The following is a 12,015-nucleotide window of genomic DNA, read 5'->3' as shown; positions in this document are numbered from 1 at the left end:
CTCTGGTTATTAAAAGGAGACGTAAAGGAGACAAAAGGGGACTGGACGGTTTGTGCCTTGTTATATCTTTGCAGAGTCATTCAAACAAAGAGAATGGCAAACAGATAACCTTTATTTTTTTAACCATTTAAACTTTAACAATTATGGCTTTAGAGTATGTAGTAACAAAAAGAGTGTTCGGTTTTGACAAGGACAAAAACGAAAAGTATGTAGCAAAATCGGTTCGTTCCGGTAAGGTGAATTTTGCAAAGATGTGTCGCAAGGTGAGTCAGCTTTGTGGTGTCCATCGTAAGGTGGTGGATTTGGTGGTCAGCGGTCTGGTAGATAAGATGGCTGAGGACATTGACGACGGAAAGAGTGTTCAGTTGGGTGAGTTCGGTATTTTCAGCCCTACTATCCGTGCCAAGAGCGCGGATGAAGAGAAGGATGTTTCGTCCAAGTCAATCGTCCAAAGAAAGATTATTTTTTATCCGGGAAAAATCTTCAAGGATACGTTGGAAGATATGAGTATCACCCGTCGTGTGGAGATTGAAACGGATTATACGGACGGAAGCAGTAACGGCGGTAATAATGGCGGCAATCCTGATTCCGGTGATGATGGGAAAGGTGATAACGGGGAAACACCGGATTCGGCAGCATAATTAGGTTCGTTTTGTCTTAAACGTGGCTTTTGAGTAGTGGATACACAGGGAATCGATGAGAATTCGATGACTTGTGCATCTTTTAATTTTTCGGAATCATATGGAGAAAGATTCAATCTATATCTGATGCCGATAGAAATCAAGCACCTTCCAAATAAAACTGTTCATATTTGCTTTTCTTTTAATTTCTTTCATAGTTTTTTGCCGTTAAATAGCAAAATGTTATTTTTGCATGAGTTATTCATGCAAAGATGAAGATAGATAAGGCGATAAATATAAAAAATGTAGATGATTTCCAACGATATTATATCGGTATGTTTCCGCAGTTGAAGTATTTCACGCGACGATATATAGACGATATGGGAGTTGTTGATGACCTGATACAGGATGCATGGCTCAAGTTGTGGGAGCAGCAGACGGTCTTTCCCAACGAAAACGCACTGAAAGTCTATCTTTATCGCGCTATCCGTAATGCGGCGTTAAACCATCTGCGTACGCAAATGCACGAACAGGAACGATATCAGGCGCTTTACAAGCAAAGGATGGAGGATGAAGAGCCGACAATACTGAATGAAATTATAGAGGCCGAAATATATGCAATGTTGAATGAAGCATTTTCCGAACTTTCCGAATCGTGTAAAAGAGTCTATATGGAAAGTCTGCGTGGAAAATCGCAGAAAGAAATAGCCGAATCGTTGAATATTTCTGTCAATACGGTGAAAAAACACATCAATAATGCTAACCACTATCTGAAAAAGCGTCTGGATAAACTCTTTCTGTTGCTCTCATTATTACATTAAACTCTTTCTTTTTGATTGCTATTTGCTGATGAAATAAATAATTTGAAAAAAAATCTCTTTTTTTGATTACACCAAACCAAAGTTGCTGTGTTCTTATATGAAAATAGGACGCAAATGGATAAGGATCATATTAAGAAACTACTATATAAGCAACTGGTAGGAACGCTGTCTCAGGAAGAAGAAAGGCAGCTGAAGGCATGGAGGACACTGCATGTTGAAAATGAAAAACTCTATCATCAAATCACCTCTTTTGATTTTCTCGACCGGGCAGTGACGGAACCGGCCCATAGGGAAGCTGTACGCAGTTGGGAGAGGATGAAGCATCGTATCGGTTACCGTGCTTTTCTGACGGGTAGCAGGAGGCATCTTCGTATAGTGGCCGCCGCCTGTCTCCTGTTGCTTTTGGGGAGTCTCTACTGGTGGTGGGATGCGTCGCGCACCTATGTTTTGCCTGCCGGTACGGAGAAGGCAACCATTTATTTTGCCGATGGTGAAGTATTTGAAATAAACGACCGGATGCAAAGTGAATTCTATAGTTTAAAGGAACATGAGAAAGCTGCGACTCCCGAGTTGTCGCCCGATTTGCACCATACGGTCTGCGTTCCTCGCGGGGGGGAGTATACATTGACGCTGGCAGACCAGACTACCATACACCTGAATGCCCAGTCATCCTTGACAATCCCTGTTGATTTTTCCGGCAGCAACCGTTCGGTCAATCTTTCCGGTGAAGCTTATTTTGAGGTGAAGAGCGACAAGGCACATCCGTTCCTTGTGGAGACGGACAAGGGAATAGTCACAGTGACGGGGACGCAATTCAATGTGAAGAATTATAAGGATGAGGAATGTATGATTGTCACCTTGGAAGAAGGCGAAGTGGAGGTTAATTCCGCTTGCCACAGCATGAAACTGGTTCCCGGTGAACAAGCAGTTATCGACGGGAAAGGCGGGATCCGGAAGCAGAAAGTGGACACTTCTCTCTCTTGCGCTTGGCATCGCGCCAGAATAGCCTATGAGGATGAACCGTTGATTAACATTCTCACGGATTTAGGACGTTGGTATGATTTCGAAGCGGCATATGCCAATGACTACTTGCGTAATTTACGCTTTTCTATGGAAATAGATAAAACGGCAGATTTTAATGAGGTAGCGGAAATGCTGGAACGGTTGGACAAAATACAAATACAAGTCAGGAAAAACAACAGATGTATAATTACAAACAAATGATTATGAAAAGAATGCTGACAAGGCTCCTGCTGTTTGCTTGGGTGGTGATAGTGTCTTTGGGCACTGTGTTCGCTCAGTCAGGCACGCCGGTAACTATCGTGTTGAAAAAGGCATCCGTGCGAGATGTCTTTACGGAGATTAAAAAGCAGGTGAGGGTGAATTTCATGTACAGTAACGAAGATGTGAATACGTTGCCTGAAAAGGATTACGACCTGAAACAGGTGACGATTGCACACGTCATGGAATATGCGCTGGCAGGTTCCGAACTTACTTTCGAGGTAGTGAACAGTACCGTTATTATCAAGCGGAAGTCACCAAAGAAGAACGTTACGGGAACCGTTGTCGACGTGACAGGTATGCCGCTTCCGGGTGTTTCGATTGTGATAAGAGGGACAAACAGGGGAACTACTACCGATATAAACGGTAGCTTTGCGTTGTCGTCCGATAAACAGGAGAATGTTCATCTCTCCATATCTTACCTGGGAATGCGCCGTCAGGAACTTGCATGGAAAGGACGCAAGCTACATATCGTGATGGAAGAAGATGCAAGTGAAATAGACGAAGTGGTTATCACCGGTTATCAGGTGATTAACAAAAGGGCGTTGACGAGTGCCGTCACTACAGTGAAGGCGGAGGATATCTTGCGTCCGGATGCCTTGTCTATCGACCAGATGCTGGAAGGGCATATTCCGGACATGATGTTTATGAGCAACTCCGGTGAAGCGGGCGTGGTTCCTAAAATACGTATACGTGGTACGTCTTCTTTAATCGGTAACCGTGAACCGTTGTGGGTGGTCGACGGAATTGTGGTGACCGATCCGGTACAGATTTCTGCAGAAGAGTTGAACGATCCCGATTATGTGAACCGTATCGGTAATGCGATTGCCGGATTGAATCCGCGTGATATTGAGCGGCTGGATGTTTTGAAGGATGCATCGGCAACGGCACTTTACGGGACAAGGGCTGCTAACGGAGTGATTGTCATCACTACGAAGCGTGGACGGGAAGGAAAGCCGCAGATTAGATATGATAACAACTTTACGTTCAAGATCCGCCCTCATTATACAGACCGTTCGGTAGATGTACTCAACTCCAGAGAACGTATGCAGCTCTCACGCGAATTATTTGCCGACCACTATGAGTATCCTTCAAACTCTCCGATGGTAGGTTATGAAGGACTTGTCAATCAGCTTTATAAAGGAACGATTACGGATGATGAATTTAAAAGGCAAGTTGCCTATCTGGAGACTGTCAATACCGACTGGTTCGACCTGCTGACGCATAACAGTTTCTCACAGCAGCACACCGTAAGCATGAACGGGGGATCGGAGCGCGGAACCTATTATGCTTCCATTGGTTACACGGATAATGATGACGTGGTGAAAGGAACCAAGAACAAGCGCTATAATGCAATGCTGAACCTTGATACCAGGTTCACTAAATGGTTTTCGGCAGCTATCGGACTGAAAGGAAATGTTTCCGAGAGAGAGTATTATCAGGATGCCAATTCACCGGTGGATTATGCCTATAACACCAGTCGCGCTATTCCTGCATTCACGCCGGACGGTGAGGACTATTACTATTACGGAAGATTGCAGCGCCACACACATCCGCACAATTATAATATTCTGAATGAGCTGGATAACAGTGGCATCAAGCAGGATGGTTCATCGTTTACTTTGGATGCGAATCTTAAATTTCATTTTAATGACTGGCTTACAGCTAATGCGATTGCTTCTTATACCAATTCGAACACAGACATTGAAAATTATTGGGGTGACCGCACTTGGTATGCAGCCGAATTGCGTGACAGCGAATATGGTGAAACGCCCGGAGAAGCCAGCCTGATGCCGCAGGGCGGACAGTTGAGCCGTAATCTCACGCGCCAGAAAGGGTATACGCTTCGTCTTCAGTTGGATTGGAACAAGTATTTCGGCGAGAACGAGAAGCATAATTTCAGCGGGGGTGTGGGTTATGAGATGAGTTCTACCCATTATAGAGGATTCTCCAGCCTGAACCGTGGGTATTACCCTGATCGGGGACTTACGTTTGTCACAGGAATCGACCTTGACAAGTATACCGCTTACAAGGCCTGGATATCTGACAATATGCCTCAAATCACAGATAATAAGTCGAACACGATATCCGCATATGCTACGGTGAGTTATAATTATAACCGCATGCTTTATCTGAATGCCAATGCGCGTATCGATGGCTCCAATAACTTCGGTGACCGCAGTAATGACAAAATTCTGCCCATTTGGTCAGTGTCTGCATCGTTTGATGCCTCGAAACTCGGATTCATCAGAGATTTGGAATGGCTGGATTTCCTGACTGTGAAGACCTCTTACGGTTTTCAGGGGAATATGCTTTCCAGCCAGTCACCTGTAATGATTATACAGAAGAATCCTATGAGCGATTATTACGGAGAGTTTACTTCTACTGCCAGGCATAATCCGAATCCCAATTTGAAATGGGAGCGTACGAACAGCTATAATCTCGGACTGGAGATGTCGTTCCTTGACAACCGTATCCAGTTGGAAGCCTCTCTTTATTTCAAGCGTACCAAGGATGCCTTTATGTCCAAGAATATCTCCACCGTGAACGGCTATTCCAGTTATGTGGTGAATGGCGGAAATATTTCCAACGACGGATACAGCATCGGCATCACGGCTCGTCCCATCCGGACAAAAGATTGGCAATGGAGTTTGAGCACTTCTTTCTCTCGCACCATCAATTCGGTGGAAACGCTTCCTGCCGGTGAAGAATACCATTTGTCCAACTTCCTGAACGGAACGGCTGTGGTAAAAGGGAAACCGGTAGGCACGTTCTACTCTTACAAGTTTTTGGGACTCAGCCCGGTGGACGGAGGACCGATGTTTGACGACTGGTTTGACCATTACGAAGACTTGACGGGGTTGAGCAAGTATGACACATATACACGGGTACTGGAAGCTTCCGGTTCTCGCGAACCTTATATGTCGGGTAGTCTGAGCAGCCAGTTGCGCTATAAAAGTCTGCGCATGCACTTTACGCTTGCCTATAGTCTGGGAGCCAAGACACGGCTTTTCGGTATGTATGGAGAAGGGGCCGCAACCGGCAGTGATGGCAGCAGTGGTGTAATTGTGAGAGCCGGTGAGATACGTCCCGAGCAGAACTTAAGCCGTGATTATCTCAATCGTTGGAAACGTCCCGGTGATGAGGCGCATACCAATATCCCCGCCATCATTTCGACTAGTAACAGTGCTTACTTCAGATATCTGAACCACTGGTCGTCAAACCTTACGGATAAAGGGATTCAGGAAATAGCGAGTAGCTATTGGGATATGTATGATTACAGTGACTTGCGCGTGGTAAGTGCGAGTTATCTGAAATTGTCTTCCCTTAGCTTGATGTATGAGTTGCCTAAGGCATGGCTCGCACCTTGCGGAATTTCGCGCTTGGAACTGAATGTATCCGGCAGTAATCTTTTTACCGTATGTGACCGGAAACTAAAAGGGCAAACCCCTACTCAGGGTGGTTTCACCACGATACAATTGTCCGACCGTCCCAGTTTCTCGTGTGGAGTAAGTGTAGCGTTCTAATTAAAAAAAGAGATAAAAGAGTATGAAAAAGATATTGTTTACATGGGTTGTTGGTGCAGTGCTTATCACCGGCGCAACCTCTTGTTCCGGTTTTCTTGAAGAATATTCGCAAGACCTTGCGAAGGTGGAAAGTTGGAGAGACCTTGATGAAGTGTTGTTGGGTGATGGATATATGCAATCCGGCAGGGTACAGGTATTCGATTCGTATTCAACACCAGAAAGGAAAGGAAACCTGGATATCCTGCATTTTATGAGCGACGAACTTCAGCAAGTGGATGATAATGTGTCGGATGTTGTTGCGTATAAGAGCAGCATGTTTCCTTTCTATACGTGGCAGCAGGATACAGGAATGGATGAGAAATTCAAGTATGTAGGCGGAGATGAAACGTATTGGGATTTTCTTTACAATAAAATCAACATTTGCAATATGGTTATTGCTTTGATTGACGAACAACCGGAGAGCAATGATGATGACCGTATAGAGAAAGAACGGGTGAAAGGTGAAGCGTATTTTCTGCGGGGAGCGTACTATTTCCTGCTTGCCAATCTTTACAGCGAGCCCTATGTTCCTGCCAAGGCGGAAAATATGCCCGGTGTACCTGTGAAAGTGACCGAATTTGTGGAAGATACGGAATTCCGGCGTTTAACGCTTGCGGAAACCTATGGGCAGATATTGGAAGACCTCAGTAAAGCGGAACGATGTCTGGACGGGAAAAGGCGTGCTTCCATTTATCATGCCAATCAGACTGCCGCGTTGCTGCTGAAAAGCCGCGTTTATCTTTATATGCAGAATTGGGAAAAAGCTGCGGAATATGCCGGAATGGCATTGGACAGGCAGAGCGCGTTGCTTGACCTGCATACGAAAACTCCGGGTGAGAATTGCATTTATAAGGACTCGCCCGAAACGATATTCAGCATGGGGGATTACATGATATCGACAGCTTTTGCCGACAGGCGTCGCGAACAACCACCCTATTATTTGTCAGATGATATGCAGGCGTTGTTTGATAGAAATGACTTGCGTTCAACGTTGTATGTCGGCGAGACGGAACATAGGGGATATCCCGGGGTATTTATGAAAGTGAACGGGCAGTTGAGCAAGTGGGGAGGTTATTATGACGTTTCCAGCAATTTCCTGCTCCGTACGCCTGAAGCATACCTCACTCTTGCCGAAGCTGCGGCTTATAGTGGTGATGAAGACACCGCCCGGCAGAATTTGAAAACCTTTCTGACTACCCGTATGAACGGCAGTGTGACTGTTGACGAAGCAGGAGAAGAGTTGATAGCGCTGATTCGTGACGAACGTGCACGTGAGTTCCTGTTGGAGGGGCATCGTTGGTTCGACTTGCGCCGGTACACAGTATGTGAGCCCTATCCGTGGTCTAAAGTCATCGAACACGGGCATGTTTATATTGCGGATTATGAGGTGGATTATATTGATTATTACCGTTTGGAGAAGAATGATGATGCATATACATTGCCTATTCCCCGTGAGATCCGTAATTTCCAGAATACATTGGGCAACAATAGCCGTCCTGCGCGTAAACCTTTTAAAACCGTAACTTACTAAACAAACTTACCAAAAAATGATGAAGAAGATATATTATACCTTGCTGGTTTTCGCCGGCTTAACCTTGTTGGCGGCTTGCGATAAAGAAGAAACACTGGAACCCAGCGGAGCAAACGATAACTTTTTCCGTGTGTCGGACGACAGGCAGGATGCGGAAGCCGTGTTGTGCCGTGACTTTTTGGAGAAAAACGGCATTTATCTGCTCTGTAACGATACATTGCGTAAGGAATACCTTGGCAAAGATGCTTATGGTGATGACCGCTGGCAGGTGGAGCTCGTTGATTTTGATTACAATCTGACAAGTCTTGGAGATCAGAAAGCGACCTATGATTTTCTGGAGACGATGGAAGAGAAGCGGAAGGCGGCGAAACTGATAGAAGACGAGATTCTTCCTCACATCGAAGGTGGGGCTTTGGCACCTTATTCCATACTCCTGCTCAATTCGCTGGAGAAATACAGTTCGGAGGAGTGGGAAGTCGTTCCGGCTAAAACAATCAACTGCATGCGTTGCCTGGGCATTGCTGTAGGCGAATGGATGGCACTGGAAAATGAAGAAGAACGGGAAGCTTATAAAAAGGAAGTGCTGGTTGATTTGATAAGCGCCAAGTTCAATTCCAGTAGTGAGGAGGCAGACCCGTTTTATGAGGTTTCCAATGAATATTATGGTGAATATTTGTCGGAAATTGTGGAAGATTGGGACAGGAATATCGAAGATGTCTATGCGTTGGGATTCCTGAGTTTCACGGAGGATTATTGGGACGATGACCCGGATTATGATTACTTGCCTTATGATACCGGTGATTTTAAGGCTTATTTCAATGCGGTCATGGGACGGAGCGAAGAGGATTTTGTAAGTCAGTATGGCAATTATCCTGTAGTGATGAACAAATACTATATCATCCGGAACATTATCATCGGATTAGGTTATAAATTTTAAACAGAAGGAAACATGAAATATTTGATAAACTATATGTGGGTAATCGCCGTTGTGCTTTTGACCGCTTGCGGTGATGATGAATCACCGGTTGTTGTGCCTTCCGACCGTGGTACGGTGGCTGATGCCGATGGTAATGTATATAACTGGGTGCGTATCGGAGATTTGCAATGGACTACGTCGAATGCCCGAAACGGCACCGACATGTGTGATTTGCAGTATTTTGACGGATGGGACTATGTAGATGCTTTTTCCGAGTCGAAGAAAGAAGAATTGAGAAAGGATTACATACCTGTCTACGGCAATTTGATGAGTTATGAGGATGCATTGGCATCAGCTCCCGAAGGATGGCGGCTTCCGTCGGACGAGGACTGGCAGGTGTTGGAGCGTATGCTGGGTATGGTGGACACAGACAGCAAAGGTTGGCGTGGAAAGGATAGTGCCTTCAAGATGATGGAAGAAACGGGAGGAACGGAACTGGCGTTGAGGATTGGTGGTATCTGTACCTGGAAAGCGGTGTATGGTTGGATGGAACTGGAATTGGATTATGTGAAAGAGTATGGCTATTACTGGACTTCGACCATCGATCCTTCTTACACAGACCATGAGGCTGCTTATTACCGTAAACTGTGTTTCGGGCGTGGCAGTGTGGAGCGGCAATGTGGCACTACGGACAAGTTGATGAACGTACGCTGGGTGCGGGATGCACGATAAACTCCTATTTATAAAAATTGATTTTGAAATATTATTTATAAAAACAATGAATTTATTGAGAACTATTCTTGCCGGTTGTGTTGCTTCGTGTGGAATGTTTCCGGCAATGGCTCAGACCGGTTTCACTCTTAAAGGAACCATTGAGGGACTGCCGGACAGTGTGAAGGTGGCATTGGTCACTACCGATATCGGTGAAGGGGGAAACGGTAAGTTGCTGTGTGAAACAGTAGTTGCCGAACAGTCGTTTGAATTGTGTGGGGAAGTACAGTCTCCTCAATTATGCAAACTCCAGTTCAGGAGGCTGAATCCGAAAACGAAGCGGCATTTCGCTACCGTTTCGCTTCGTCTGATGGTGGAAAACGTGCCGATGACACTTACTTCTTCCGTCCCGTACGACAGCTTGCGAAAAGTGTCCTATAGCTTTGACCAGGAACGGCTGGTTCACCTGAGGGGTGGGCAGGCGTTAAGCCAGTGGAACGAATACCGTTCGGAACTCTATGAACCGTTGAAGTGTGCACGGTTGGCAGGCTATAAAAGTGCGGAGAAGTACTTTGAGACAAGTGACAATGAAGACACCGTACAGAAATACGATGCCATAAAGAAGAAGGCGGAAGTGGAACTCTTGGCGGCCCGTCTTCGTTTTGTAGAGCAAAATCCCGGTTATTATATTTCGGCTTGCCTGATGAATGAATACCTCGGCACGTTTTATACATATACCACGGCAGAGTTGAACAAGATGGCGGAGTTTGTGCAAGCATGTCCGGACACGGCGGCAGTCAACCGTTCACGTAAATTATTGGACCGTGCCTTGCGCTATGCCTTGGCAGAACCGTACAAGGATTTTGATGCGACTACTCCGGACGGTAAGGTACAAAAACTCTCTTCTTGTGTCATTCCGGGGCATTATTTGCTCGTCGACTTCTGGGCGTCCTGGTGCGGACCGTGCCGTGCTGCCATTCCGAAAGTGCAGAAATTACGTGAGCAATATGCCGGCAGACTGGACGTGTGTAGCGTGTCCGTAGACGAGAAAGAAGGCAGGTGGCGTAAGGCAATGGGGGAAGAGAAGATGGCGTGGACGCAACTTTGGCTCAACAAGGAGCAGGCAGATAAAGCGTGTACGGATTATGTAGTGCAGTCCATCCCTCGTCTGGTGTTGATTGACGATGGGGGAAAGGTGGTCTGTGTAACCTTCAAGCCGGCAGATATAGAGAAATACTTGAAACAACATTTGGAATAAGAAGCATTGAAATAGGAAGATGAAACAGCGAAATATTTATTGGGTACTGGCGGTGTTACTAGGCACGGCATGTACGTCGACTTCCGACCGGTTTACAATTGACAGTCATATCGGCGGCTTGAAAGACGGTACTGTTGTTCGTTTGATGAACCTTGAACGTGAGGAACATAAAGGTGAATTGATGGCAACCGATACTGTTAGAAATGGAGCATTCCAATTGAAAGGTACGGTAGCATCGCCCACTCGTTGTCGGGTGGAGATTGTGTTACCACGTCATTATGAGGACGGCACCCCGTATGAAGCAGAAACCGCTACGGTGATGATGGTAGAGAATGTTGCCATGGCAATCCATGCTGAACACGTGGATAGCCTACCTCTGACATGGGAGTATATGCATTCACCCTTGGAGAAGGAAATGAATGCCCGTGTTACCGGCGGACGTGCGCAACAGGAATATACTGAATATCGTGCAGCGCTCCATGCACTCGAACTTGAAGCATGGCAGGAAGGAAGGAGACTTATGTATTGGGAATACGATACCGCGAAGGGTGTCCTTGGCAAGCAAGATAGCATTGCCTGTTACAAGAGGCGGCAGGCAAAGGCGGCGGCAGTTGTACGACAGGCAATGCATGAGTTTGTGCAGCATCATCCTGCTTATGCCATTTCTGTCGAACTGCTTCGCCGTGATGCTGCCCGGCTTTTCACTTATACGCCTGAGGAACTTGACACAATGGCTCAACTGGCAAGTGCAACGTACGATACCACTCGCTTTGCCCGTCTGAAAGAAACCATTGAAGCAACGAAACATCATGCACGCGGTGTGCCTTACAGAGACTTTACGTTGCAGGATGAACAGAAGACGGAAAAGCGGCTTTCCGATTGCCTGCGTTCGGATGTCTATACGTTGATGGATTTTTGGGCATCCTGGTGCGGTCCTTGTCGTGCCGCTATTCCTCATGTGAAAGAGTTGCATGAACGTTATGGTGACCGGCTTGATGTAATCAGTGTTTCCGTAGACAAGAAAGAATCGGAATGGCTCGGTGCCGTGAAGGTTGAAAAGATGCCGTGGAGACAATTTATCGTTCCAGTCGACAAGATGAAGGAAGCTACTGAAGGCTATCAGTTCTCTTCCATTCCTACATTAGTTGTCATTGCTCCCGACGGAACCATTCAATGTGAGACAAACGAAGCGGACGAGATAGATGAGTTTCTTTCACGAAATTTAAACTAGGAAGATGATGTATATACTTCTTGAGAGAGGAGTATATACCCTTAGGATAGTAGTAAATGCACAGATTATCGGTTTCCATG

At 45.9% G+C, this 12,015-nt stretch carries 9 protein-coding genes; all 9 read left to right on the top strand.

The features are described 5' to 3' along the window. Positions 1-143 precede the first annotated feature (143 nt). Positions 144-641, top strand: a complete 498-nt coding sequence (locus tag AB5443_RS11575) for an HU family DNA-binding protein (protein WP_368113396.1) — start codon at positions 144-146, stop codon at positions 639-641. A 251-nt stretch (positions 642-892) separates the two neighbouring features. Then, on the top strand, positions 893-1,441 hold the full coding sequence (locus tag AB5443_RS11570) for a sigma-70 family RNA polymerase sigma factor (protein WP_022138701.1): 549 nt from the start codon (positions 893-895) through the stop codon (positions 1,439-1,441). A 114-nt stretch (positions 1,442-1,555) separates the two neighbouring features. Then, on the top strand, positions 1,556-2,665 hold the full coding sequence (locus AB5443_RS11565; protein WP_277130342.1) for a FecR family protein: 1,110 nt from the start codon (positions 1,556-1,558) through the stop codon (positions 2,663-2,665). A 2-nt stretch (positions 2,666-2,667) separates the two neighbouring features. Further along, positions 2,668-6,249, top strand: coding sequence for a SusC/RagA family TonB-linked outer membrane protein (locus AB5443_RS11560; RefSeq protein WP_277130344.1), 3,582 nt, complete (start codon positions 2,668-2,670; stop codon positions 6,247-6,249). Between the two features lie 22 nt (positions 6,250-6,271). Beyond that, on the top strand, positions 6,272-7,819 hold the full coding sequence (locus tag AB5443_RS11555; protein ID WP_277130346.1) for a RagB/SusD family nutrient uptake outer membrane protein: 1,548 nt from the start codon (positions 6,272-6,274) through the stop codon (positions 7,817-7,819). Between the two features lie 16 nt (positions 7,820-7,835). Further along, a complete protein-coding gene (locus AB5443_RS11550) occupies positions 7,836-8,756 on the top strand; it encodes a hypothetical protein (RefSeq protein WP_277130348.1) in 921 nt (306 codons plus the stop codon). Positions 8,757-8,768: 12 nt separating this feature from the next. Continuing rightward, positions 8,769-9,467 (top strand): FISUMP domain-containing protein, encoded by a 699-nt coding sequence (locus AB5443_RS11545; RefSeq protein ID WP_277130350.1) that lies wholly within the window; start codon positions 8,769-8,771, stop codon positions 9,465-9,467. Positions 9,468-9,513: 46 nt separating this feature from the next. Then, positions 9,514-10,704 carry a TlpA disulfide reductase family protein gene (locus tag AB5443_RS11540; RefSeq protein ID WP_277130352.1) on the top strand — a complete coding sequence of 397 codons (1,191 nt, stop codon included), beginning with the start codon at positions 9,514-9,516 and terminating at the stop codon, positions 10,702-10,704. A gap of 19 nt (positions 10,705-10,723) precedes the next feature. Next, on the top strand, positions 10,724-11,935 hold the full coding sequence (locus AB5443_RS11535) for a TlpA disulfide reductase family protein (protein ID WP_277130354.1): 1,212 nt from the start codon (positions 10,724-10,726) through the stop codon (positions 11,933-11,935). Positions 11,936-12,015 lie beyond the last annotated feature (80 nt).

The sequence above is a fragment of the Bacteroides sp. RTP21281st1_H5_RTP21281_210402 genome (assembly GCF_040918965.1).
GTDB classification, from domain to species: Bacteria; Bacteroidota; Bacteroidia; order Bacteroidales; family Bacteroidaceae; genus Bacteroides; species Bacteroides congonensis.
Note: the sequence above shows the minus strand (reverse complement) of the source record. Positions and strands in the feature narration are given on the sequence as shown.

What these genes read in the sequence shown, in the direction of transcription:
- AB5443_RS11575 (WP_368113396.1), top strand. Translation starts at nt 144, where the DNA reads ATGGCTTTAGAGTATGTAGTAACAAAAAGAGTGTTCGGTTTTGACAAG.
- AB5443_RS11560 (WP_277130344.1), top strand. Translation starts at nt 2,668, where the DNA reads ATGAAAAGAATGCTGACAAGGCTCCTGCTGTTTGCTTGGGTGGTGATA.
- AB5443_RS11550 (WP_277130348.1), top strand. Translation starts at nt 7,836, where the DNA reads ATGATGAAGAAGATATATTATACCTTGCTGGTTTTCGCCGGCTTAACC.
- AB5443_RS11555 (WP_277130346.1), top strand. Translation starts at nt 6,272, where the DNA reads ATGAAAAAGATATTGTTTACATGGGTTGTTGGTGCAGTGCTTATCACC.
- AB5443_RS11545 (WP_277130350.1), top strand. Translation starts at nt 8,769, where the DNA reads ATGAAATATTTGATAAACTATATGTGGGTAATCGCCGTTGTGCTTTTG.
- AB5443_RS11535 (WP_277130354.1), top strand. Translation starts at nt 10,724, where the DNA reads ATGAAACAGCGAAATATTTATTGGGTACTGGCGGTGTTACTAGGCACG.
- AB5443_RS11570 (WP_022138701.1), top strand. Translation starts at nt 893, where the DNA reads ATGAAGATAGATAAGGCGATAAATATAAAAAATGTAGATGATTTCCAA.
- AB5443_RS11565 (WP_277130342.1), top strand. Translation starts at nt 1,556, where the DNA reads ATGGATAAGGATCATATTAAGAAACTACTATATAAGCAACTGGTAGGA.
- AB5443_RS11540 (WP_277130352.1), top strand. Translation starts at nt 9,514, where the DNA reads ATGAATTTATTGAGAACTATTCTTGCCGGTTGTGTTGCTTCGTGTGGA.